General features: G+C 69.0%; 17 protein-coding genes. 3 read left to right on the forward strand and 14 right to left on the reverse strand.

Annotated elements, in window-relative coordinates; translation table 11 throughout:
• Positions 1-47 precede the first annotated feature (47 nt).
• From OG746_RS40070 to OG746_RS40120, 11 genes are all read right to left on the reverse strand, one after another.
• Positions 48-899, reverse strand: a complete 852-nt coding sequence (locus OG746_RS40070; protein ID WP_266723713.1) for a pentapeptide repeat-containing protein — start codon at positions 897-899, stop codon at positions 48-50.
• Positions 900-1,016: 117 nt separating this feature from the next.
• Positions 1,017-3,230, reverse strand: a complete 2,214-nt coding sequence (locus OG746_RS40075; protein ID WP_266723715.1) for an SUKH-4 family immunity protein — start codon at positions 3,228-3,230, stop codon at positions 1,017-1,019.
• Between the two features lie 494 nt (positions 3,231-3,724).
• On the reverse strand, positions 3,725-5,929 hold the full coding sequence (locus OG746_RS40080) for an SUKH-4 family immunity protein (protein ID WP_266723717.1): 2,205 nt from the start codon (positions 5,927-5,929) through the stop codon (positions 3,725-3,727).
• Between the two features lie 251 nt (positions 5,930-6,180).
• Entirely contained in the window at positions 6,181-6,522 is a 342-nt protein-coding gene (locus OG746_RS40085) for a toxin-antitoxin system YwqK family antitoxin (RefSeq protein ID WP_266723719.1), read from the reverse strand.
• Positions 6,523-6,624: 102 nt separating this feature from the next.
• Positions 6,625-7,413, reverse strand: a complete 789-nt coding sequence (locus tag OG746_RS40090; RefSeq protein WP_266723720.1) for a hypothetical protein — start codon at positions 7,411-7,413, stop codon at positions 6,625-6,627.
• The gene (locus OG746_RS40095) at positions 7,410-14,624 is read right to left on the reverse strand and encodes a toxin glutamine deamidase domain-containing protein (RefSeq protein ID WP_266723722.1); all 7,215 of its coding nucleotides are present in this window, start codon (positions 14,622-14,624) and stop codon (positions 7,410-7,412) included. The genes OG746_RS40090 and OG746_RS40095 overlap by 4 nt, the downstream gene beginning before the upstream one ends.
• A gap of 143 nt (positions 14,625-14,767) precedes the next feature.
• Positions 14,768-15,079, reverse strand: a complete 312-nt coding sequence (locus OG746_RS40100) for an SUKH-4 family immunity protein (protein WP_266723723.1) — start codon at positions 15,077-15,079, stop codon at positions 14,768-14,770.
• A gap of 56 nt (positions 15,080-15,135) precedes the next feature.
• On the reverse strand, positions 15,136-15,606 hold the full coding sequence (locus OG746_RS40105; protein WP_266723725.1) for a hypothetical protein: 471 nt from the start codon (positions 15,604-15,606) through the stop codon (positions 15,136-15,138).
• Between the two features lie 151 nt (positions 15,607-15,757).
• Complete coding sequence (locus OG746_RS40110) at positions 15,758-16,189, reverse strand: hypothetical protein (RefSeq protein WP_266723727.1); 432 nt, start codon at positions 16,187-16,189, stop codon at positions 15,758-15,760.
• 117 nt (positions 16,190-16,306) lie between these two features.
• Positions 16,307-16,537: a DUF7489 domain-containing protein gene (locus tag OG746_RS40115; RefSeq protein ID WP_266723729.1), complete on the reverse strand. Its 231-nt coding sequence runs from the start codon at positions 16,535-16,537 to the stop codon at positions 16,307-16,309.
• 80 nt (positions 16,538-16,617) lie between these two features.
• On the reverse strand, positions 16,618-18,333 hold the full coding sequence (locus OG746_RS40120) for an amidohydrolase family protein (protein ID WP_323179737.1): 1,716 nt from the start codon (positions 18,331-18,333) through the stop codon (positions 16,618-16,620).
• Here OG746_RS40120 and OG746_RS40125 point away from each other — a divergent pair.
• Positions 18,272-19,039, forward strand: a complete 768-nt coding sequence (locus OG746_RS40125; protein ID WP_266723733.1) for an SDR family NAD(P)-dependent oxidoreductase — start codon at positions 18,272-18,274, stop codon at positions 19,037-19,039. The genes OG746_RS40120 and OG746_RS40125 overlap by 62 nt on opposite strands.
• A gap of 145 nt (positions 19,040-19,184) precedes the next feature.
• On the opposite strand, the gene OG746_RS40130 is transcribed toward OG746_RS40125, so the two are convergent.
• Positions 19,185-20,135, reverse strand: coding sequence for a ScbA/BarX family gamma-butyrolactone biosynthesis protein (locus OG746_RS40130; RefSeq protein ID WP_266723734.1), 951 nt, complete (start codon positions 20,133-20,135; stop codon positions 19,185-19,187).
• A gap of 120 nt (positions 20,136-20,255) precedes the next feature.
• On the opposite strand from OG746_RS40130, the gene OG746_RS40135 reads away from it, so the two are divergent.
• Complete coding sequence (locus OG746_RS40135) at positions 20,256-20,909, forward strand: ScbR family autoregulator-binding transcription factor (RefSeq protein WP_266723735.1); 654 nt, start codon at positions 20,256-20,258, stop codon at positions 20,907-20,909.
• Positions 20,906-21,610, forward strand: coding sequence for an HAD family phosphatase (locus OG746_RS40140; RefSeq protein ID WP_266723736.1), 705 nt, complete (start codon positions 20,906-20,908; stop codon positions 21,608-21,610). The genes OG746_RS40135 and OG746_RS40140 overlap by 4 nt, the downstream gene beginning before the upstream one ends.
• Positions 21,611-21,712: 102 nt before the next feature.
• Here the strand turns inward: OG746_RS40140 and OG746_RS40145 are convergent, their stop codons facing one another.
• Positions 21,713-22,738 (reverse strand): aldo/keto reductase, encoded by a 1,026-nt coding sequence (locus OG746_RS40145; RefSeq protein ID WP_266723738.1) that lies wholly within the window; start codon positions 22,736-22,738, stop codon positions 21,713-21,715.
• A 52-nt stretch (positions 22,739-22,790) separates the two neighbouring features.
• On the reverse strand, positions 22,791-23,771 hold the full coding sequence (locus OG746_RS40150) for a quinone oxidoreductase family protein (protein ID WP_266723739.1): 981 nt from the start codon (positions 23,769-23,771) through the stop codon (positions 22,791-22,793).
• Positions 23,772-23,820: the final 49 nt, after the last annotated feature.

Raw genomic sequence — 23,820 nt, forward strand, 5'->3', positions numbered from 1 at the left:
AATTCATCGGGGCGGGGTCCTCCTCGTTACGCAGCCGGTCACTCAGCCTATTTGTCGCGCTGCTCGGCCCTGATGCGGGTGATGAATCGGGCGGTCTCTTCCTCGGTGATCTCGATGTGATCGTCGTCGTTGTGGCCCAGTTCGTAGCGGCGCAAGTACTCCGTCGGTTCCCAACGCAGATGACGAGTGAAGGCCTCGTCGCGGAACGTCGTGCCGTCTCGGCGTCGGCGCACGATGCCGGCAGGTCGTTCACGGGGAAATTCGTCGTCCACGCGGGCGTAGTAGGTGACGGTGCCGGGAGGCGAGTTGAGTACCGTCACGGACGCCCCGCGACTGTTCAGCCACGACTCCAGCTCAAGTCCCGCCAGTTCGCGTATCGCATCGCCTTCGGAGAGCCGAGCCGGGCCGCGAATCTCACCGGAGAGGCCGGTGACGACGGTGCTGTCGTCGAGCTCGACGTCAAGGGTCGCATCGTGTGCGGACGCTCCGGTGAGGTCGGCGCCGAGCAGAGATACGTCCCCGAACGCCGCACCGTCGAGCGTCGCATGGCGGAACGACGCTGCTCGCGCATCCACGTTCCAGAGGTCTGCGCTGCGAAGGTCGGCGCGCGCAAGGACGGCGCCACGCAAACGTGTGTCACCGAGGCAGGCCTTTACCAGTGATGCCCCGGTGAGGTCCGCGTTGTCGAGCACGGCGTCCGCGCTCTGTGCACGGTACAAGTCCGCTTCCACGAGCTTTGCGTCGGTGAGGTTGGTGTCGAAAAGCGTCGCCAGTGCGAGGTCGGCTCCCGACAAGTCGACGCCTGACAAGTCGAGTTGCGAAGCGTCAAGAGTCGTGTCCGTATCGGTCGTCTCGCACCAGGCCGCCAGAGCCGCCGCGGCCGTCGGATCGGCCGGCATGACCCGTACGGTTCTGTTCACGTCACGGGAACCGGTCAACTCGCTCACTCCCACAGGGGTGTTTGGTGGCCTGGGACAGGCTGTCTTTCGTGCCGTTGTCGCGTGGCGCGGGTTGGCTCATTCGTTTTCGAAGACGTACGCCCAGGCAGGAGCCTCGCTGCCCTTGTCGTCGATCATGGTCAATGCCCCGAGGACATAGCCGAGGACATCCGGCTTCTCCTCACGGGGCGGCGGGAGGGTGTCTCGGATACGCAGCCCCGTCACCCACCAGGCCACCATGGTCAGGAAGGCCTCCAGGCTGTGTGCCGCGGGCAGCGCGGCGAGTTCCTCCTCGTCGGGCCCCGTCGGAACACGCAATACGTGTCCTGTTGGGCCGTCGATGACGATCTCGCCTCCCATCCATCTGCCGATCTGGAAGAACGGTCCGGTCTCGTCGATGGGATCGATGTCGTCGGGCCACGAGGGCATCTCCTCGAGGATCTCGACGTCCCAGTCGCAGTAGGGCAGGACTCTCATCCCGCCCTCGGCCACGTCGGGGAGGCCGAAGTCGAGAAGGAGTTCACGCGTCGGTTCGTGGGTCAGCCCGTCGGGGAGCTCTTCGGGTTCGACCGGAAAGATGTCGTCGAACAACAGGGGCAGCACTGTGTGATCCGTCTGATCGGGCCCAGGGGAGTCGACCGGCGTGTTTCCGTCGGCCGAGGCGTAGCTGCCGCTCAAAGGCCGGTTCAGGGAGCCGAGGCTTGTGAGGTCGATTCCGTCGGCAGCCTCGATGGCGACAAGTCCCGAGTCGCTCCCGAGGACGGTGATGTCGCCGACGGTCAGCGGGACGCACGGCCACAGAAAGGAGCGGTCGTTGCGGCGAGGGGGAGCCGCAGCGAACAACTCTCGGACAGTGGAGGGGCCGGTGCTGTCCCCCTCGGCCGGGTGCGGTTGCGTCTGGGCCTCCGGCGCGGGCTGAGGTGGCCAGGAGAGGTCCGCACGGTGCTCCCCCTCGTCCCCTTCCCAGGGTCCGGCGAGTCGTTCGCCGGTTTCCGCATCCCAGATGGAGGTGTACTCGGCCCGCGATCCGACCATGAAGGACCGGTGTCGGCCCGCGACCGCGGGACGTTTTCGCCAGCGCACTTCCACCAACGCGTCGATCTTGCCTGATTGCAGATAAACGGGGTGGTATCCGCCCGGCGGCCGCCACTTCGCCCACTTCGCCTGCCAGGGCAATGACATGCTCGAAGCCGCGATGGCGGCGGCTGCCTCGTGGTCGTTGCGACTGAGGGTCATCAAATGCAGCCAGGAAGCCCATGAACGCTGGTTGTCGGGGACGACCCCCCATGTCCAAAGCTGCTTCGCGTCGGCAGCCGGGGTGTTCCCGGGAATGAGAAAGCCCACTGCGGTGCGACCGGCGTCCATCAGCACGCTCTTCGGGATGTTGGCGATCGCCTCGCCATTACGCCCAAGCTCTTCGTACGTCCCGGCCTGCACGGCATGCATGGCAAGACCGGTCGCGGCGTACAGCCCGAGGGCGCCGCTTCTGGCCCATCCGTCTGGGTGGCGGTAGGTGGGCATCGACTGCAGCAGCCAGTGGGACAAGTGGCTGTTGACGCGCCGCAGTTCGTCGGGTGCGGTCGCCGCGCGGAGAGCTTCGGCCACCCCCTCGTCGACGAAGGAGACACCCAAGGGGCCCGATCGCACGAGGGCGCTGTGCTCCTGGACGAACGTGGTGAGTTCGCCCTCGGTGGGGGTCACGCCGCTCAACGCGGCAACAAGCTCGGCCCACACCGCTACGGGCACCACACGTGGCTCCGCGAGGGCCAGGGCGCGCAGCGCGGACGACTCCGGCAGCGGAGTGGCGGAGTGCGACGGGGACACGTCGAAGACGGCTTTGGGGCTCGTGCCGCGGGGAAGCAGTGCAGGGGACGTGTCGGTCAGCACGGTCAACTTGCCATGTGCCAGCCAGCGAAGAGCGAAGCCGAGCAAGTGCTCGGGCTCGTGCGAGCGCCTGGTGGGACCTGCGCGGTGGGCATTGACGACGAGCAGCAGGCGGTGATCGGTCCAATCGAGTTCCGCGTTTTGCCAGCTGCGCTGCTTGTCCGCGGACAGATCCACGCCGAACGCCGTGAGTGCCTGGTGCAGAACCTGTTCCGTGGTCAGTCCGGTGGCATCGACGAGCACGCTGCCCGGAATGCGTTCGTGTGCCCGGCGTACGACCGAGGCGCCGTCGGCCGCGACAGGCGACACGACGTAGGTGACACTGCCTGTGTGCTGGCCCTCATGCCACCACTCGACGACGGCCTCTACGCTTCCCTGCGGAGAGGTGTCGGCTGTCGGACGGGGCATGTCACTCCTTGACGTCGGTCCGGCGGGCCTGCGTCACGGTAGATACGGCCCCCGATTGGTTCATGACGATGGTCGTTGCCAGCCGTCCTTCAGAAGGTGACTGACTCCGTTCAAGACGTCTGCACGGTCCGGCACGTTCTCGATCCAACCATTGCCGATGGCGGCCGGAACCATGTCTTTCTCGCGCTCTTGGAACCCCGAAGGGAGCCGCACCATCAGTGCGGCTTCGCTTCGACCTGATCAAGAAGGGGGGGCGCGTCGGCGCATGGTGAATTCGTGTGTGGGCGAGGGGTTGTGGACCGGCATGTCGCACGCGTCGTTCCAGTAGGAGGACGCGACCTCTAGGGACAGGGGGAGGCAGAGTCCGTCCGACAGGGCGAACATTGCAGCGAGGGCAAGGTCGGCCAGTTCGAGATGACGGTCGGCGGTCTCTTCGATTTCGCGGGTGAGGCGGACGCCGCTTCCCGGGTGATCCAGCATCCTTGTGGTCGGCATCAAGTGTTGTGGAGTACGTAGGACCAGGCGGGCTGTTTGCCACCCGTCTCGTTGGCCTCGATCAGTGCGCCCACCGTCCAATAGGTGGCCTGCTGTCGTTCGGCGCTGGTCGGGGGAGCGAGGTCCCGTGAGCGCAAGCCGGACACGAACACCGCGACCATGGTGAGGAATTCCTCAAGACTGTCCGCGACAGGGAGACCTCCGAGATGGTCCTCGCCCGGCTCGGCGGGGACGCGCAGCACGTGTCCGGTGGGGCCGTCGACGACGAGGCTGCTGCCCACCCACTTGCCGATCCGGAAGAAGGGGCCGCTCTCGGTGACGGGCTCGATTCCCTCGGGCCAGGAGGGCAGTTCGTCGAGGACGCCCATCTCCCAGTTGCCGAACGGGAAGAGCCCCATGGCGCCTTCCTTCATGTATGGCAGACCGAATTCCAGGAGGAGTTCGCGTGTCGCGGGGTCGGTGAGCTGATCCGGAAGGTCCTCGGGCTGGATGGGATAGATCTGGTCCTCGCCGAACACGGTGAGAAGGTCCTCGTAACTCGGGGCCGGCGCGTCGACCGGGCTGCACGGACCCGCGTCCGTGTAATCGCCGCTGAGGGGGAGCGTCCTGGCCCCGAAGTCGGAGAGGTCCACGCCGTCCGCGGGTTCGATCGCCATCAAGCCCAAGTCGCCCGCGAACAGCGTGACGTCGCCGACCGCCAGCGGTACGCAGGGAAGTATGAAGGCGCCGTCGTCCCGTCGCGGGACCGACGCGGTGAACAGTTCGCGGACACTGTCGGGCGCGGGGGAGACCTGCCCGAACGCCGCGGGCCAGGTGAGATCCGCGCTGTGCTCCTCGAGGATCAGGTCGCCCTCGAGAGAGTCCGTGAGCTGCTCTGCCGTCTCCACGTCCCGGATCGAGACGTACAGCAACTCCTCCTCGTTCACCGTCCGCCGCTGCAGACCGGCGACGGCGGGCCGCCCCTGCCAGCGCACCTCCGCCAGGGCGGCCAGCCGCCCCGCCTCGAGGAAGTCGGGGTGAAGGCCGCCCGGCGGCCGCCACTTCGCCCACTTGGCCTGCCAGGGCAGGGCGAGACCGGAGGAGGCGACCGCTGACGCGAACGTGCTGTCGTTGCGCGAAAGGGCCATCAGGTGCAGCCACGACGCCCACTCCGTCTGCTGCCGCGGGACGATTCCCCAACCCCATAGGTGAATGGCGTCGGCGGCGGCCGTGTTCCCGGGGATGTAGAAGGTGATGCTGCGTGCCGCGTCCATGAGGGCCGTCTGCGGCAGATTGGCGACGATGCCGCCGTCTCGGAGGACTTCGTCGTACCGTCCTGCCTGTACGGCGTGCATGGCGAGCCCTGTGGCCGCGTACAGGCCGACGGCGCCGCGCTTCGCCCATCCCTCGGGGTGACGAAGTTCGGCAGCCGAGCGGGTCAGCCAGTCCACCATGTGCCCATGAAGACGGCCGAGTTCGCCGGAACCGACTTCGTGCCCGGCGTCCCGGCGCAGCCTCTCGGCGAGGCCCTCGTCGACGAAGGAGGCCCCGAGTGGCCCGAGCCGAAGCACGCCTGACTCTTCCCGCGCGAGCGCGGCGAGTTCGTCCTCGGACGTCGGCTCACCGGTCAGCGCCGTGACCAGTTGGGCCCACACCGGCAGTGGTACGAAGCGGGGCTCGGCCAAGGTCAGGGCCCGTAGGGCCGGCGAGTCCGGAGTCGCCTCAGGCGCGGTGGCGGGCGCCGAGACCCGGAACACCGTCTGGGCGTCGGCATCGGTGGGCAGCAGCCGCGGAACCGCATGAACCAGTATGGCCAACTTGCCGCGCGCCAACTGTGGGAGCGCCCAGGTCACCAACTGCTCGGGCTCGTACGAGCGCCGGGTCGGACCGGCCCTGTGGGCGTTGACGACCAGCAGCAGCCGCTCCTCGGGCCACGCGCCGAGCGCGAGACGCCAGGCGCGCGACCCGTCCGCGGGTGGCTCGACTCCGAGCGCCGTGAGGGCCTGCCGCATGACCTGCTCGGCGGTGAGTCCGGTGGCGTCGACGACGACGCTGCCGGGTATGTGCTCGTGCGTTCGGCGTACGACCGCGGAGGCGTCGTGGCCGTCCTCCAGGGCGAGGAACGCGACACGCCCGCCGTGCCCGCCCTCACGCCACCACGCGCCGACGTGACCGGCGACTTCGTCCTCGGGAAATCCGGAGGTGTCGGTGGTCGGCTCGGGCACTGTGCCCCTCCCTGGTTCGTGTCGGTTCCCTGGACTCAGGTGGAACGGGACGGACCCACTCGCTGGATCACCCGGTCGATGAAGGCCGCTGCTTCGATCTCCGAGATCTCCACGTGGTCGGTGTCATTGTGTCCCAGGGCGTACAGGTCGAAATAGCCGGTGGGCTCCCAGCGCAGGTTCCGGCCGAAGGCCTCCGCGTGGTGACAGGCTCCTGCTGCCGGCTGATGGCATCGACGCCGACGGTAAATCGCTCAGTTTCCCGGGTGTGACGCGTCGTTGGTGCCCTCGGGAAAGCTTCCGTACTCCTCGACCAGGTTGCCTTCCTTGTCCCATTCGCGGCCGCATATGTCTATGCCGCGCTTGTAGACGATGTGCGTGGCCATCTGCCCATTACGGTGCCATGAACGCCACTCGCCAACGTGCGCGCCCAAGCTGAGTGTTCCCTCCGCCTTCAAGGAGCCGTCAGGCCACCACCGGCGGTACGGACCGAACGGCAATCCGTCGAAATACGTCTGCAGTTCGATCAGCCGACCCTCTTTGTCGTGCGCTACGACCTCACCCGTATAGGGCTCGCCCTCGTAGTGCACGATCACGTTGTCGTCTTCTGTGGACGTGTCTCGTCTGCTGACTCGCATCGTCGTTCCCAATGCTGCTCTGCTCGCGTCCGTACTGGCCCGCTCCCACAAACTGATCCCCTACGAACGGGACGGGCCGACTCGCTGGATCACCCGGTCGATGAAGGCCGCCGCTTCGATCTCCGAGATCTCCACGTGGTCGGTGTCATTGTGTCCCAGCGCGTACAGGTCGAAATAGTCGGTGGGCTCCCAGCGCAGGTTCCGGCCGAAGGCCTCATCGCGGGTGACGGGCTCCCGTCCGACCGCCCGGCGGCGCATCACTCCGAGGGGGCGTTCCCTCGGGAATCCCTCGTCGACGACCGCGAAGTAGGTGATCCTCCCCTTCGCCTCGAAGTCCAGGGCGTCGAGCGTCGCCGTGGTCACGGTCGGGAAGGGCGGAGCGGCGATGGTTGTGTCGAGGCCCCAGCGGGGCAGGCTCACGCCGTTGAGGTCGATGGCCTGATCGACGTAGAAGCCGCCCCCACGCTCGTACATCAAGAGCAAGGGCTCGTACGGTTCCGGGAGTTCGGGCAGATCCGTACGCCCCTGACGGCGCAACTCAGCCCAGCGGACGGCGCCCGTCACGGTCCGCTCGACCGAGTACGGGCCGATCCCGCCGCGCAGGAACGCCTTGAGGTCGCTCGCGACGTCCGGGGCCAATTGCACGGAAGCGTCGACGTGTTCAACGATGTCGAAGAACGGCCAGGCGCTCTCGGCTCCGTAGTGTCGGGCCCACTGGGCGGACCTGCGCAGATATTCGCGCATCAGGAGAGCGCGCGACCGTGTGTGGTCGAACGCCGCGGTCCAGTCGTCCCAGTCGATGGCTCGGAGGCGGCTGAGTACCCTACCGGCCGACAGATCTCCGGTCATCGGAGGTTCACGCCCTTCGCTCGCAGTTCCCTGACCACAGCCTTCATTGTTTCATCCAGGTTGGACAAGTCCTCGGCCAGCGGCACCGGCGGGGGTGTGAGGCCCAGAGACGGCCAGTGGGCGAATCCACCCTTCGTCGGATGTGGCGCCAGCTCGTGTGCTCCGGCGTCACTCAGGTCGTGCGGGAACTCCCTGTAGTAGCCGTCCGGGGCGCCGTTCGTCGTCACGGGCGTGTAGAGGTGTTCGGCGGCGGAGGAGTAGGGCAGCCCCGCCTTCATCAACTGGCTCTCGACGTACTCGTGCGACATCAGTGCCCTGAACTCCTCGATCTTGTCCGAGGGCAGGGTGCCCTGCTGCGCCCCCAGCCACAGTTCGGCGACGTCCTCGCGCGGCTCGAACAGGCCCCGTTTCACCTCACCAGGACCGACAGGCACGTCGTGCTGCGCGCGGAACAAATGGCTCTTCACCTCACGCAGGACGGACTCGTCGACACCGGTGGTGCAGGCGATCTCCGGGAGGTCGTTCTTGTTCGGTGTCGCACGAATCTGCTCGTACAGGCGGCTCGAGCGCGCCGACGAAGGCTCCGACACGTACCCCGCGCCCGAAGCGAAGGGGCCCGCCCGTCCTGGAGGTGTCTCATGGTCGGTGGAGCCGTGCCCCGCTGCGCCCGTGTCCCTGGCGGCGCCCGCGGGGGGCGCGCCGGTGTCTGGCGCGGAGTCCAGCTGGACGCGACCCGCGTCGTGTGGCACCGGAACCCTGCCGAACATCTCGTCCTGCTCGGCATTGATCGCGGCAAGCTGCTCCGGGGCGACCCCCGGCAAGCGCCCCCGCTCATAGAGAACATGCGTGTCCATCTTGGCCACGAAGCTCTCCGGTGTGTGGAACTGGACCTCGAAGGCCCTCCCCGACACCGGGTCACGCCAGGTGGAGTTGATCCCCTTGTACCCGGGAGAGTCCCAGGTGTTCTTGAACGTGACGTTCTCGAACCCCTGGGCCCGAAGGGTGTCCACCGCCTGCTGCACCCCTTGGGTGTAGCCGTCCGCCGGCATCTCGACGGTGTAGCGGATCGAGTCCCTGATCCGCGCGAGGGCGTCGCTCTCGGTCAGCTCCGCGTACCGGGCGAGGTCGGTGGCCAGCTTGCGCTTGAGGGAATCCTCGCCCTTGAGGCGGTAGTCGAGTCCCGTCAGGCGTCCGTCGTCGACGTTGTGCGCGAGCTGCTGAAGGGTCGCGGTGATTCTCGGTTCGGCCGCGGCCGACTGCCGCAGGAAGTCGTCCGCAGCCGCGTTCTCGTCCGGTGTGAGACGCAGCCCGTTCTCGCCCTCCCAGGAGCCGTCCGGCAGATTGCCGCGCGGGCCTTCGGGAAGCGTCTCGTCGTCGGGCAGGTCGTGCCCGTCCGCCGGCGTCGCCTGAGGCTGCTGCCCGTCGTCGTCGGCCTGTCGCTGCTCGCCGTCGGCAGGCGTGCCGGTTCCTGCCGGTTCGGCCGGTGCGCGGCGGTCCGTGCCGGCCGGGTCCGGCGGGGGTGTGCGGTCGGGGTTCGTAGGGCTGGACTGGCCCGCGGAGGGTGCCTGGGTGGGTGATGTGTTCTGGTCGGGGGCTGGGGGCGGGGACTGGGTCTGGGTGGCCACGGATTGCGCCAACTCGTTGACGAACCCCAAGTGGGCGCCGAATTCCCCGTCCTGGATCCGTTGGCTCGGCGTGCGGTAGTTGTTCGTGCTGTTGCCGGCCGCGCGCTCGGCCGCCTTCAGGCCCTTGAGCTCCGGGTCTGCTCGATACGTCGTGCCGTAATAGACGGGTACGCCGTTCATCGCCGTGCTCTTCTTGATCGTCTCGCTGCAGTTGGCGTGACCGGTGGGATGGTGCGAGACGGTGCCGTCGGGATTGGTGGTTCTGGTCGTGGGCAGGCCACAAGGCTCACGCTCGGTGAAGAGACCTCTGATCTCGACCGGGGACTGCTCCCGAGCCGCCCGGTTCTCGTTCAGCTGGTCGATCCACTTGAGGATGTGGGACTCGGAGTGCGCTGTGTTGGCGCCGTCCACACCAGGAGGAACCGACGAATCGACGATGTAGTGACTCTCGTTGGTGTCGGGGTCGACGACCTCCACCACCGCGTAGTTCTTGCCGGAGAGGTCGGGAGAATTCGCCTCGGTCTCCTCGACGAGCCGCCTCAGATCCGCGACATTCCGAAGGTCCGTCCCGTCCGGGTGCGAGGAGAGCTCGCGACGCCAGGCGGCCGCTGATTCGTGGAAATTGCCGTCGCGGTAGGTGTTGTTGTCGGTGGCCGGGTCAGGGTTCACGCCCACGGCGTTGTTGGCATGGAAGGACTGGCTGATGCGGGCCATGGTGGCGATGGCGGCGTACCGCTGGCCGTCGTTCATTCGCGACCATGCGGGATCAAGGTGCTGGCGCAGATCACTGTCGGTGAAGTTCGTCGACGGCGTGGGCACATTCCGGTGCGCCACCATCGCGGCCTCGTGCCCGGCCCTGGCCTGAGGAAGAGCCTGCTCGGCGGCGGCGAGCCGCTGCTCCGCATCGGCTCGCTTCTGCTGAGCCACCTGCTTCGCCGCTTCGGTCTTTGCCCTCTTCTCGGCGCCCTCCGCCCTGGTGCGTGCCGCCTTGGCGTCGGCGACCTCCTTCAGAGCCTTGTCGAGGTCCTGCCGGGCCGCACGTACCTGCTGCGCCGACTCCGCGTGCGCCTGGCGGCGATCGATGGATTCCCGCAGCACGTCGGCCAGGGGCGTCCTGGGCGGATCGCCCTGCGGCTGGGCCCACTGCCGCATCTGCTCCTGAACCGGGTCCAGGCCGATGCGACGGACGCGGTGTGAGGCGCGGAGGTCCTGCTGCGCCTGGTCCGGAGGGAGGTTTGCGTGTTCCTGGTCCGCGGCTTCCGGGTCGGGGAGGCTCTGGTTGCGCTGCGCGCGAGTGGCTTCCGCACTGGGGTCGTTGGACTGAGGGGTTGAACCTGCCGGGTTGTGGGGCGCGGGTCCGGTGGTCTGACCCTGGTTCTGCGCGGCAGGCTGGTTGGTGGTGTCGATGGGGCGGCGGTTGGCGTCCAGGGGGATGGCGAAGACGCCGTTGTTGCCGTTGTGGAGCGGGGTGGTTGAGCTCTGACCCGTCTGCGGGTCGGCGTAGACGATCTGGCCGTTGTGGTTGACCACGTTCCAGGCGTGGGCGCGGCCGTCGGCGTTCTGCGTGATGATGACGGCCTGTGAGCCGTGGCCCTCGTTGAGGAGGGTGGTCTCCAGGTTGTTGTACGCGTCGCGGCCGTCGCCGAAGTCGTCGAACTCGGCGCCCAGGGTGTTCTCGATACGGTCGCGGCCGCCCGGTTCCGGAGTATCGGCGGGGGTGCCGTCCTCGTTCGGGCTGCGGCGGGCGGCGACCGTGGGGTTGCCGGCGTACGAATCGGTGAACGCCAGCGCCCCGTCGGGGCAGTTGACGTCGCGGCCCGAGTCGTCGGGGTTCTGGCCGCGGATGTCCCCCAGCCACGAGCCCTCGCGCGGGTCGGGGGCCTGCTGGAACGAGCCGTCCTCGTTGCGTGGGAATCGTTCCTGCTGCGTGCGGTCGTCGGCGTCGGTCGGATCGTCGTAGCCGTCCGGGGGGCCGGAGGGGCGCGTTGCCGTGGACGGCGTCGGTTCCGTTGAGTCGTGTGAGTCGTGGTGCTGGTCGGTGCCGTCGTCCGGATTTTGCGTGGAGTCGGTGGAGTCGGTCGCGTCGGTGTCTTGAGAATCCCCGGGACCCTGTGGGGATTCGGAGTCCTGGTTGTCCTGGCTGTCCTGCGCGTCCTGGTCCGTGTCGGACTGCGGGTCTTCCTGGTTCGTCGACTCCGGGGGCTGCGTGGTGTCCGAGTCCAGATCCGGGGTGGCGTCCGTGTCCGGGGTGGGGGTATCGGAGGCCGGGGCCTGATCCGGGGCCGGTTCCTGTGTGGTGTCGGACGACTGGGGGTCGGGCGTGGACTGGTTCGTCGACGAGTCCGGGTCCGAGGTGTTGTTCGTTGTGTCCGGGGTGGTGTTCTCCGCGGACGGCTGCGGCGTCGACGGAGTCAAGAAGTACGGGGTGATCGGATTCCTGTTGGCGTCCAGTGGGGTGTAGAAGACCTCTTGGGCGCCCAGGTGGATCGGGTTCTCGCTGACGACGCCCGTCTGCGGGTCGACGAACAGGACCTGGCCGTTGTGGTTGACCGCCGCGAAGGCGTGGCCGCCACCGCCGGGCCAGTTGACGCCGATCACGGCCGCCGAACCGTGCCCGGCCTGCGACAGCTCGTGGGCTATTCGCGCGTACGGGTTGGGGTGGTCCTTGCCCGCGTACGTGCTGGGGGCGCCGGCCCAACGCGCCTGATTGTCGACCGAGTCGCGCTCCGCGGAGAAGCGGTTCAGGCTGCCGTCCGGGTTCTGGTCAAGGGTGCGCGGGGCGGACACCGTCGGGCGGCCGAACCATGTCTCGAGGAACGAACGGGTGCAGTCGGCGCAGTTGTTGGACCGGCCGGGCACGCCCGGGCCGCCGTCGTTCTGCAGGCCGGCCCAGTTTCCTTGCCGCGGGTCCGCGAACACCTGCGGGGTGCCGTCGGCGTTCCTCGGGTGGGCGTTCTCGAGGTCCTGTTGGTGGGCGGGGTCGGGTGTGGTCAGTCCTTCGGACGGGGTGTTCAGGTCGTTGCGGATGTCCGAGAGGTTGTCCGCCTGGGTCGGGGGCGGAGGTGCCGTGGGTTGTTGCTGTTGCTGTTGCTGTTGTTGCTCGTGCTGGTTCTGGTCGGGCGTTTGGTTGGTGGCGTCCGGCTGTGGGGTGGTCGGCTGGTGGTTGTTCTGGGCCGGCATCCCCTGATCGTTCGGCGTGGACGTGGGGGACTGGGGCGAGGGCTGGTGGTCCGAAGGGCGGTTGTCCGGTGGGCGGTTCGTCGGGCGGTCGCCGCGGGGCGGAGTGGTCGGGCGGCTTGGTGTCTCGGCGCGCGGTGTGCTGGTGCGCGGCGGCGACGCGGGGCCGTTCTGCCGTGTGTCCCGGGACGGCGTCGTGGGCCGGGCGCCCGGCTGGTCCGTACGCGGTGTTGTTGCGCTGGGCGTGGTGGACCGCGGTGGCGTCGTGGGGCCGCCCGCCGCCGGTGCCTGCGTCGGGATGGGGCCGGCCGTCGGTGGCGGCATGGCGCCAGGGGTCGGCGTCGAAGGCGGCGCGGAGGACTGGGCCGCCTGCTGCGGGCCGCCCGTGTCACCGGACTGCGCGTTGGGGGCCGGGGGTGCCGCCGTGGCGACGCCGCCCATGAGGTCCATGTCCGGGTCGCTCGGGTCGTGCGGGGTCGGGGACGGGTGTGTCGGCGCGTGGCCCTGGCCGGCACCGGGGTGGGAGGTGGGCGCGTTGCCGGGCATGGCGCCGCTCGGCATGCGGCCGCTGCCGGTGCCCTGGCTCTGGTTGTCGTTGTTGGTGCCGTCGCCGGAGTCGCCCGGCGTGGGGCCCTGGGCGTGCGCGGGCATGGTACCGACCGAGTCGCGGTCGACCTGGTGCGCGCCGGGTTCGGGGCTGGAGTTGTCCGGCGCCGGGGTGGGCGCGGCCTCGGGCGGCGTGGATGGGGTGGGCTCAGGATTGCGCTGGTCCGGGATCGACGCACCCTGGCCCGGGCTGGGGGTGTCGGCGCCCTCCGGACGGCTCGGGGCGGCGCCCTCCGGTGTGGTGTCCGGCGTCGGGGAGGTGCTGACGTCCGGCGTGGTGCCCGTGCTCTCGTTGGGCGAGGGATCGGAGGGCAGGGACGGCTCGTTGCCCGGTGGCGTGTTCGTCGGGGCGTCTGGGCTGCTGTCCGGACGGGCGGAGTCAGGAGTGGTGTCGGGGGCCGGCCCGCCCTCGATGTCCGGCGTCGTGGGGGACGGCGTGGACGATTCCGAGGGCGCGGCGGGGGCGGACGAGTCGGCGCTCGACGAATCCGGGGTGGAGGAGCTGGGGCTCGAGGAGTCCGGCGTGGAGGAGTCGGGGCCGGACGGGTCGCCCCCCGACGACTGACTGATGCTGTCCTGGTACGCCTGGGTGCCCACGTCGAACGGGCTGGGCGGGTCGGAGCCACGGCTCGGCGCGGGCGAGGACGAGGACGACGAGGTGTCCGGTGAGGCCGTGCCGCCGGTACCGTCCGTGCCGCTGCTCGGCGGCGTACTCGGCGAAGAGGTGTCCGAACCGCCCGATGGGGAGGAGGACGAAGGGCCGCCGATGTCCGGCGCCCTGCGCCCGGAGTCGCCGCCGCTCGAACTCGGCGAAGTACTGGAACCGGACGAGTCGCCCGACGAACTTCCGCCGTTCGAAGGCGAGTTGGACGAACCCGACGAACTGCTGGAGCCGGGGGAGTTGCTGGACGAGCTGCTGTCGCCCGCCGACGAGTTGCTGCTCGACGACGAACCGCCGGAGGACGAGTCGCTGGAGCTGGACGAGTTGGACGAGCTGTCACTGCCAGAGCTCGACGAACTGTCGCCTCCGTCCCCGCCGTCGCCTCCGCTCAGACCGTGGCGGGCGCCGTGCCCCGCCCGGGAGCCTGCGCCGTCGCGCAGCGACTCGCCGAACGTGGAGCCGGAGTTCTCCAGCGCGCTCTTGCCCTCTTCGTAACCCGTCTTGGCGGTGCGGCCCAGGTCGTAACCCGACTGCTTGCCGAAGTTCTGCTCGACGGTCTGGGCGACCACGTCGGAGATCATGGCTTCGAGTGCGGAGACGAAGGGTTCCTTGGCGGTCTCCAGGACCGCTTGCAGGATCTGTTGGGCTATCTCCTTGAGGAGCTTGCGCAGGATCATGCGCGTGGCGGCGGCCGCGCCCATCGCGCCGATCTCGGACAGGCCCAGGGTGAACGGAGCGGCGGCCTGGGCCGCGGCGATCTCGACCGCCAGGATGACCAACTGGGCGATCACCGCGATCTTCAGCCCGATGATGAGCATCGCCGCGGCGTCCATGCAGATGGCGATCAGCTCGGCGCCCTGGCGGGCGTCGTCGAAGTAGCCGGAGCCGCCGGCGAACTTCTCCCAGGTCTTGTTGAAGCCGTCGATGGAGTCCCCGGCGTTCTCCGCGAGGACGTTGCCGGCGGCGGTTAAGCCACGGGACTGGAGGTCCGTCACGTCGGCGGCGAACTGGCGCCAGGTGTTGGCGCATTCCATCATTTTGTCTTCGTCGCCTGTGGGCCAGTCGAAGCCGCACATCTCGAGAAGCCACTCAAGCCCGTTGGGCAGCATCAAAGCCACGACGAAGACCCCCGTTGTCGCCATGCAGTTCGTGTTGTCCCGGCCTTGTGGGCCGGCTCAACCGGCTCGCGCCGACGCAGAGCCATGCTCATGCCAGAGAGTACCCAAGGATCATTCGGAACCCTCAACCATCCTGTGTCACAGTGCAGTTGCAGACACCGGAGGTCTCAGCCGCTGCTTCGGCGCATGCTGCGGTAGAGGTCGATCGCGGAGTCCGGCGGGAAGTTGGGGATGTAGGTGACGGCTCCGTCGGTCTTGGAGATCACCATGTGGCTGCCGCCCAACGGTGCCTGGGTGCCGGGCGGCGGCGGGGGCATGACAGCGTGGACGAGGAAGCCGATGTCGAACTCCACCACGTGCAGCGGCGCCGGGTTTCCTTCCGGATCCAGCACTTCGAATCGGGACCGAGCGGCGGCCAGGGCCTCTTCGGCGGTGGTGGGGACGGGCTGCACCGCTTCGGGCGTGCCGGGCTGAGACACGAACTCTCTCCTATGGGCAATTGAGTGACGGCAAATCAACCAACGCTGTGAGTCGGCTACTTGCTCACGGACTTCAGAACGTGGACCTCGCCGCCGAACTGGTTCTCCGGCGTCTGCTCCTTCACCAGAGCCTCGTTGAAGTCCTCGTTCTCCTCGTGGTTCTTCGCCATTCGCTCCAACGCCTTGCCGATCTCGTTGAGCTTCGTGGCCAGGTGCTCCATCGAGTCCGTCATGCCGTCGCGCAGACCTTCGTAGACCACGCCGAACTTCTCGCCGAGTTCGTCGTCGCCCCAGGGCGGGGTGCCGGCCTTGTCGCTGAAGGTCGTCATGCCCTTCCAGGCGTCCTGGGCGACGCTCGCGAACGACGTGTCCTTCGGCGCTTCGCCCCCGCCGCCTCCGCCGTCGCCCTGCGCGGCCAGGCCGTTCTTCAGCCTGGCGGTCGCCTGGTAGAACTCCCTGCCGATGTCGGAGAAGCTCTGCCCCTCGGCCTTCAGCGTCTCCGGACTGCTCCTGAATCCGTCACCCATGACCACGCCCCCGTTTCACCAACCGGCGTCACATTGCCGCCGGTTCGCGTCCGTCTCATGTCTACGACAGCGTACCCAGAGGCACTGACAAGCGCTCAACCTCCGGGTGTCACAGTGCTGTTCCGAGACCGGCGGGGGAGCGGGCCCGGGATCAACCCCGGTGTCCGCCCTGCCCACGCTTCTTCGACCCCGTGAACAAGTTGGTCGAAGGACCGTCGCGCTCGTCGCGCTCCTTCTGCTCCTCCTCTTCCCGCTTGCGCGCCCACTCCTCGCGCTTCCCGCGCTCGGCCTCGCGGTCCTCCATGGTCTGCGACTCCGCGGCGTGCCGGATCTCGGTCATGCGGTCGCCCAGCGCGTCCATGTAGCGTTCGTCCTTGATGGCGTCGGTCATGCCCATACGTCCCGACAGGATTCCCTGGGCCATCTCCTGGAGCGGGCCGTTCACGTTGGGGTTGTTGGCCAGAGTGCGCAGCGCTTTGTGGAGGCTCTCGGCCTGCTCCGGGTCCTGCGCGACGTCCATCAGCTCCGAGTCGTCGATCTCCCGATCGCCCGGCCCCGGTCCGTTTCCCGGCCTGTTGGTCATGAGGAACCCCCTTCGAGCCCAGCGGGCCCTTCACCTTCACGCACACCGATCCACGAGCCTATCCAGCGGACCGCTCGGACCGTCAACCCGCCCTCATCCACCCACAATTCGCCCGGTCTAGCGAGGCGCCTTGGCCGGCTCCGAGGCCCCCGCTTCCTTGACGAGGCGGTCGCCGATGGTCAGTGACTCCCACAGGGGCTTATCCAAGCGGACCTTGATCGTCGAATCGTCCTGGAGGCGGACCTCGACGTAGTGGTAGAGGTTGGAGCCGTCGGTCGCCCGGCGGGTCTTGTCGATGACGATGCCGTCCCAGGCGTCTTCTTTGCGTACTTTGCGGGATTTGAACATCTCGCCACTGTAGCGGGCTGCCCGCGTCGGGCTGGTGCAGCCACCCCGGCAGCCCCAGCCCGCCCCAACCTCCCATGTCGTTACCGCGGTTCGCCCCGCAGTGGTCGCCCCGGAAGAGCATCGGGGCGCAGCGCGCCGTCCGAGACCACCGGCACCCCCGCCACGTACAAGTGCCGCACCCCGCGCGACGCCCGTGTGGGATCCGCATACGTGGCCGTGTCGGTCACCGCCGCCGGGTCCAGGGCCACGAGGTCCGCGTCGGCGCCCACGCCCAGGTGGCCCTTGGCGCGGGCGCCGGGGGCCACGTCGTCGAGGATGCGGGCCGGGAGGTAGGAGCAGCGGCGGAAGGCCTCCAGCCAGGTCCAGGCTCCGGTTTCGCGCACCATCAGGCGGAGCGTCTTGGTGAAGGTTCCGGCCGTACGAGGGTGTGTCGTGCCGCCGGGTGGCAGGGGCCACCGGGTGCTGTCGTGGCTGCCGTCGGGCCAGAAGACGGGCATCGCGTCGCTGGCGACGACGGCGTCGGGGAAGGCGAGTGCCTGCCGCAGCAGGGCCAGGTCGCGCGGGTTGTCCTCGTCGAGGAATTCCAGGAGGCAGGGCGCGCCCGGGTCTTGTGCCCGCAGTTGTTCCAGGCGGGCCGCGTCCGCGATCCGCTCGCCGGTCTCGACCATGATGACGCTGCTGGGGCCCAGGCCCTTCAGGCGCAGCCGCTCCGGGGCGATGAAGGCCGCCCCGACGGCTGTGCTGCCCGCCCCGTACGGATAGGCCTCCACTGTGACCCGTGAGCCCGACTGTCGTGATTCCTCAAGGGTGTTGAGGACGCGGTCGACGTGTCGACCCGAGGTGCTGTTGACGTGGCAGTGGTGCATCGCCGCGCCGGTCTCGGCCGCCGCGATCGCGATCTCCGTGGAGCCGTCGACAGGGGTGGCCGGATCCATTTCGACCAGTTCCCGTACGTGTGTGAACGTGGGTGCGCCGGCCTTCGCCGCGAGCCGGGCCACGGCCCGGAATTCGGCGGGCTCGGTGGCGGGCGCGTAGCCCATCAGGATGCCGATCCCGAGTGCGCCTGCCGCCAGCTCGTCCTCCAGCAGGGACAGCCACGCCGCCAACTCGCGCGGTGACGAGGACCGTTGCCAGCGCGGGTCGCCCAGCACGGCAAGGCTGGACGCGATCCGGGCATCGGGGGTGATGCCGGCGAGAACCTGGGCCCGCGCGCCGCCCCAGGAGGCGGAGAAGCCGAAGTGGAGCGGGCGGCCCGCGGCGGCGGCCTCGGCGTAGGCCCGCTCGACCGGCATCAGGCCGGCCTCCAGGTCGAGCGCGGTCGTCACGCCGTCCATGGCCTGCAACCGGTGCCCGGCGATGGAGTGGACGTGGCTGTGCAGGTCGACGAAGCCGGGGCCGATGACGAGCCCGGTGGCGTCCACCAATTCCGCGCCCGGCGGCGGTGCGAGGTCGGTGCCGACGGCGGCGATCTTCCCGTCGGCCACGAGCACGTCGGCCGCCCCGTCGAATCCGCCGGCGGGGTCGATGACGCGACCGCCCTGCAACAGTGTCTGCATACTCGTCTCCTCCTGAACGACTTGATCAGTTCTACTCGGAGACGTACCGAACGGGGTGAGTGTTTCCGAACGTTGCACAACTCGGCAGGGGCTGACGAAGGCGTTCCGGACCAGGCCGGCCAAGGGAGGCTCCTGCCCGGCCTGACTCCGGCCGGTCCCGGTCTGCTTGACTTCCCGCATGTCAACACACGGTTTGCTCGCTGAGAAGAACATCCTGGTCGCCGGTGCCTCCAGCGGCATCGGTGCCGCCGCGGCACGGCTGTTCGCCCGTGAAGGTGCCAGGGTGGGACTGCTGGCCAGGCGGCAGCAGAATCTTGAGGACCTCGCCGCGGACATCCGTGCCGAGGGCGGCACCGCCGTGCCGATCGCCGGCGACGTCACCGACCCCGAGGACGTCGAGCGGGCGGTACGGGTCGTGGCCGAGGAGTTCGGGCGTCTCGACGGCGCGTTCAACAACGCAGGCACCGCCACCGTCGGGACCGAACTGCACGAGATGTCCATGGACGATTACGACCTGGTGATGGACACCAATGTGCGGGGCACCTGGAACTGCCTGCAGCACGAGATCCGCGCCATGCTCGCCTCCGGCGGCGGCTCCATCGTCAACACCTCGAGCGTCGCCGGCCTGGTGTCCACCGGCGTCGGCGCGCCCTACATGGCTGCCAAGCACGCCGTCATCGGCCTCACCAAGGCCGCCGCCCACGAGTACGGAGAACGCGGCATCCGCGTCAACGCCCTTGCGGTCGGCTCCACTTTGACCGAAATGATGGAAGGGGCCATCGCCGGCTCCCCCGGGATCGAGAAGACCTTCTTCGCCCGCGCCATCCAGCAGCGCATGGCTTCCCCCGACGAGATCGGGCAGGCCGCCGCCTGGCTCCTGAGCGACCGCTCCACCTTCGTCACCGGTGCGACCATGCCCGTGGAGGGCGGGACGCTCGCGGTCTGATGTGACCGCCCGCATGGCCCTGCGCGCCTTCTCCGGGAAGCCCCAGGAAGCCCCGGGAAGCCCCGGGAAGCCCCGGGAAGCCCCGGGAAGTCCTGGGAAGTCCCGGGAAGCTCCTGGACGAGGGTGCAGGGCCGCTCGCGGTGGTTCAGCGCTGCTGTGCGCCGGCGAGGGTGAGGGAGGAGCGGAAGCACTCTTGACCGCTCTGCATCATGCGTACGTGTGTCACGGGCCGGCCGGCGTCGTCCTCGCCCGCGGTCTCGGCCGTCACGGTGCACGGCTGATCGAGCTCCACGTAGCGGGAGAAGAGGGCCTGTTGGCCCGCCGGGATCACCGTGAGACGCGGGTGGAGCTCCTGCGCGGCCTGGCGCGCGGCTTCCAGCAGCAGGGTGCCGGGGGCGTGGTCCACGGGGTGGTCGAAGTAGAACGGGTGGTGCACGTCGACGCGCAGGAGCCACTCCTGGGGCCGATCGGTGGGGGAGAGGGCCACGTCGTGGAACTCCGCTACGCCCAGCGGCTGATGGGGGAGCGGCGGGGGCAGCGGGACGGCCCGGGCCATGGCCTCTCGGCCGTCACCGGCGTCGGGGCGGATCCGTCGGTAGACGGCCGGTGCCAGCACGGGGAAGCGTGAGTGGGCACGGGCCAGCGAGACCCCGTCGGCCAGTACGTCGATGTCGAAGGCCAGGAATGAGGCGCGCTTGCCCCGGTACTGCGCCTCGGTGCAGGTCACGTGCAGTTCGACGTCCTGTGGTGCACGCTGCACGACGGCGCGCAGGGCGGACGGCGTGCACGTGTAGCGGAACTCGTCCCACAGAAGGTGGTGACCGAGCGGTACTTCATGGCCCACATGGGCGAGCAGTGGGAAGCTCTGGCGGACGGTCTCCACCAGTAAGGCAGGGCTGACGTGCCCGAAGAGGGGCGCGAATGAGTCGGTGGCGCGGTGCCAGTCGACGGGTATCGAGAACGTTCCGTCCGCGTTCCCTCGCCAGTCTTTGAGCAGAACCTGACAAGCGTGGTGCTTGTGGACCAGCTCCTTGGGGACCGGCCTGGCCGGCTGGGGCTGTCTTGCTGAGTCGATGTTCGTGGTGACGGTGCTCATCAACGGCCTTCATCTCGGGATGGGCGGAGTTCGCATCCAAGCCGGTGCGGCGGCCCATCGGATGTCTGACCGTAGAACATAGCGTGTATTATTTTTTGTCAACCGGCAAAGGGGCTGAAGATGGCAAAGGGTCAGCAGGAGCGGGCGCTCGCGACGCGCAGGATTCTGCTGCTAGCGGCGGCAGAGGTGTTCGACGAGTACGGGTACACGGGCGCCGGGATTGCCAAGATCCTCCAGCGGACGGATCTCACGGCGGGCGCCCTGTATTTCCACTTCGGCTCCAAGCAGGGCCTGGCGCAGGCGGTGATGAACGCGCAGCCGGAGGCGCTGGTCATCCCGGATGACGCCAAGGGGCTGCAGAAGCTGGTCGACCTGCTGCTGACCTGGTCGTTCCAGCTCCAGCGTGACCCGCTGCTGCGTGCCGGTGTCCGGCTGACGGACGAGCAGGCGACCTTCGGCATGCGCGATGTGACGCCGTATTCGACGTGGCGCACGATCATGCAGGAGTGCCTGGAGGAGGCGCGCGGTGCCGCGGAACTGCGAGCGGGGGCGGAGCCGGAGACGGTGGCGAAGTTCCTGGTCGGCGCGTGTACCGGGCTGCAGACCTACTCCCAGGTCGAGACGGGGCGCGAGGATCTGCCCGAGCGGGTCCTCGACATGTGGCGGCTGACCTTGCCCGGAATCGCGTCCACCGAAGCCATCAAGCACCTCGAAGTCAGCGTGGAGCGGGTCGACCCCGCCCTGCGCACCCCACGAGAGGAACCGAAACCGTGAGCACGTTCCAGAGGCTGAAGGCGGTGGCTGTCAACATCGACGGCGTCATGCTGACGGACACCTTCAGCCCGGTCATCCACCGCTTCATCACCTCAAGGGGAGGTGAGTACACGGCGGAGACCGAGCGCTCGATCTTCTCCCAGCGGCGGGCGGAGGCGGGTTGGGCCATGGCCCGCTCGGTCCCGCAGGAGATGACGGGGCCAGAGGCGCTGGAGACGTACTTCCGCGAGCGGGACGAGTATCTGGCCGAGAACCCGGTCGAGTTGAGCCCCGGAGCCACCGGACTGGTCAGCAGGCTGCGGGCACTTGGGCTGCGAACCGTGTGCTACGGCGGGCTCGGGGCCGACCATTTCCGTGCCTCGCTCGGTGCCGACGCCGAGCTGTTCGACGAGCCCGGCTACATCTGCACCAACGACTTCCGCCCCGGTGTGGCGGAGATACCGGGCATCCTCGGCCTGACGCAGGGCGAGGTGGTCTTCATCGACGACGTGGCCAAGGTGAGCGAGGTGGCCCGGACGGAAGGGGCGCCCTTCGTGGGCTACCCCAGCACCTTCCCGCACAGCCACCAGGCGCAGTTGATGCGCGAGGTCGGCGTTGAGTACTTGGTGTCGCACCTGAACGGAGTCGACGAGACGCTGCTGAGCGGGATCGACGAGTCTGTTGCTGCGGGACGTCTGTGGGCGACGGCGCCGGTGAACTGACCTCGTACGTCGGGTTGTTGCCCGCCCCGGAGGGGGTGGCGGGCAACAATCGGACGAGGGGCGGACAACCACCGGACGGGGTACGGGTTTTCGGCTCTGCCGTCAGCGGCGCCGAAGCCGTGCGTCGGACAGGTGCGGCGGCACATAGTCGGCATCGGCGGGGTTGAGGTCGGTGCCAGGCGGGACGAGCTCGTCGATGCGGTCGAGCACGTCGTCGGGCAGGTCCAGTTCGGCCGCGCCCAACAGGTCCTGCAACTGGGCCAGAGTGCGCGGGCCGATGATGGCGCTGTCCACGGCGGGGTGGGACAGGACGAAGGCCACGGCGAGGTGGGCCAGCGGCACCCCGGCTTCCCCGGCCAGCTTGAGCAGGTCCTCGACCAGCTCGAGTTTGCGCCGGTTGCCGGGTGACTCCTGGTCGAACTTGTACCGGATCATGTCCTGCCGGAAGCCCGCCAGGCGCAGCTCCTCACCGGCGCGGAAACGCCCCGTGAGCCACCCGCTGTTGAGCGGGGACCACGTCAGGACGCCGATCCTGTGCCGCTGGGCGGTGGGCAGCACGGCGCGCTCGGCACCCCGAAGGAAGATCGAGTACGGCGGTTGCTCGGTGCGGAAGGGGATGTGCCCGCGGCGCTCGGCGGTCCAGCGTGCCTCCACCAGTTGCTCGGCGGGGAAGCCGGAGCTGCCGATGGCCATCACCTTCCCCTCCCGGACCAGATCGGACAGGACCGAGAGGGTCTCGTCGATGTCGGTGTCAGGGTCGGGCCGATGGATCTGGTAGAGGTCGATGCGGTCGGTCCGCAGCCGGCGCAGGCTGCCCTCGACGGCCTGGCGGATCCAACGGCGGGAGTTTCCACGCTGGTTGGGGTCCTCGCCCATCGGGAAGTGTGCCTTGGTCGCGAGCACGACGTGGTCGCGGCGGCCCTTGAGGGCGTGACCGAGGATGGTCTCGGCCTCACCGCCGGAGTACATGTCTGCGGTGTCGATGAGGTTGATGCCCGCGTCCAGGGCGGCGTGCACGAGCCGGGTGGCCTCGTCATGGTCGGGGTTGCCCCATGAGCCCAGCATCATCGTGCCGAGGGCCAGGCGGCTGACCGTGATTCCGGTGCGGCCGAGCGTGGTGGTGCGCACTGTAGGTGTCTCCTTGCCGGGAAGGACGGGAAGGACGGGAAGGACGGGAACGTCAGGCGCCGATGGCGAGGACGGTCTTGCCGGTGCTGAGGCCGGAGCCGATGTGGCGGTGTGCCTCGGTCGCCTCGTCGTGGGCGAAGGTGCGGCTGATGGGCACCGTGACGCTGCCGTCGAGTACGGCGGTGAGCGCGCGCCGCAGCGCGTCGGTGATCTCCTGAGGTGCCTCGGCGGCCAGGGCGGCGAGGTTGAAGCCGAGGACGGCCTTGCCGCTCATCCACAGGTCGTTGGCGCCGAAGGGGACGTCGTCGGCACCCGATGCGTTGCCCATGGCCACGAGCCGGCCGCCGATGCCGAGGGCCTGCATGCTCTGGGTGCGTGCGGCCCCGCCGACCGGGTCGACGGCGATGTCGAAGCCGCGCCCGTCGGTAAGGTTCGCGGCTGCCGCGGGCAGTTCGTCGCGCAGCAGCACATGGTCGTAGCCCAGGGCCTTGGCATGCTCGATCTTCTCCGGGCTCCCGACGGTGCCGATCACCTGAGAGGCGCCGAGCAGGCGGGCGACCTGCCCGAGCTGGCTGCCGACACCGCCGGCAGCGGCGTGCACCAGGACGGACTCGCCCTTCTGGAGCCGGGCCGTGCGCTCCAGGACCAGGAAGGCGGTGCTGGTGTTGGAGGGGGTGGCGGCCGCCAGCTTGAGGTCGGCGCCGGCGGGCAGCGGGCAGACCAGTCGGGCGTCGGTGACGGCGACCTGGCCGTAGCCCCCGCCGCGCAGCATGGTGAGCGCGGCCACCTGCTGGCCGGGGCGCAGGCCGGTGACCTCCTCGCCCACGGCCCGGACGGTGCCGGCCACCTCGATGCCCGGAACGTATGGCAGTTCGAGGTCGACGACGCCGGAACGGAAGAGGATCTCGGCGTAGTTGACGCCGGCCCAGGCGACGTCGATGGAGACGTCCCCCGGGCCGGAGGTGGGCTGCGGGGCGTCGGTGAGGGTGAGGACTTCCGGGCCGCCGAAGCGGGGGATGGTGATGGCGCGCATGCGTCGTACCTCGCGAGGTCTGGGGACGGTGATGGTGTGTACGGAACTC

Source organism: Streptomyces sp. NBC_01016 (assembly GCF_026341035.1).
Classification (GTDB): Bacteria; Actinomycetota; Actinomycetes; order Streptomycetales; family Streptomycetaceae; genus Streptomyces.

Bases quoted from the DNA above. Each gene is read 5' to 3' on its own strand.
- OG746_RS40070 (WP_266723713.1), bottom strand. From the start codon at position 899: ATGCCGGCCGATCCGACGGCCGCGGCGGCTCTGGCGGCCTGGTGCGAG.
- OG746_RS40075 (WP_266723715.1), bottom strand. From the start codon at position 3,230: ATGCCCCGTCCGACAGCCGACACCTCTCCGCAGGGAAGCGTAGAGGCC.
- OG746_RS40090 (WP_266723720.1), bottom strand. From the start codon at position 7,413: ATGACCGGAGATCTGTCGGCCGGTAGGGTACTCAGCCGCCTCCGAGCC.
- OG746_RS40095 (WP_266723722.1), bottom strand. From the start codon at position 14,624: ATGGCGACAACGGGGGTCTTCGTCGTGGCTTTGATGCTGCCCAACGGG.
- OG746_RS40105 (WP_266723725.1), bottom strand. From the start codon at position 15,606: ATGGGTGACGGATTCAGGAGCAGTCCGGAGACGCTGAAGGCCGAGGGG.
- OG746_RS40110 (WP_266723727.1), bottom strand. From the start codon at position 16,189: ATGACCAACAGGCCGGGAAACGGACCGGGGCCGGGCGATCGGGAGATC.
- OG746_RS40115 (WP_266723729.1), bottom strand. From the start codon at position 16,537: ATGTTCAAATCCCGCAAAGTACGCAAAGAAGACGCCTGGGACGGCATC.
- OG746_RS40125 (WP_266723733.1), top strand. From the start codon at position 18,272: ATGTCAACACACGGTTTGCTCGCTGAGAAGAACATCCTGGTCGCCGGT.
- OG746_RS40120 (WP_323179737.1), bottom strand. From the start codon at position 18,333: ATGCCGCTGGAGGCACCGGCGACCAGGATGTTCTTCTCAGCGAGCAAA.
- OG746_RS40130 (WP_266723734.1), bottom strand. From the start codon at position 20,135: ATGAGCACCGTCACCACGAACATCGACTCAGCAAGACAGCCCCAGCCG.
- OG746_RS40135 (WP_266723735.1), top strand. From the start codon at position 20,256: ATGGCAAAGGGTCAGCAGGAGCGGGCGCTCGCGACGCGCAGGATTCTG.
- OG746_RS40150 (WP_266723739.1), bottom strand. From the start codon at position 23,771: ATGCGCGCCATCACCATCCCCCGCTTCGGCGGCCCGGAAGTCCTCACC.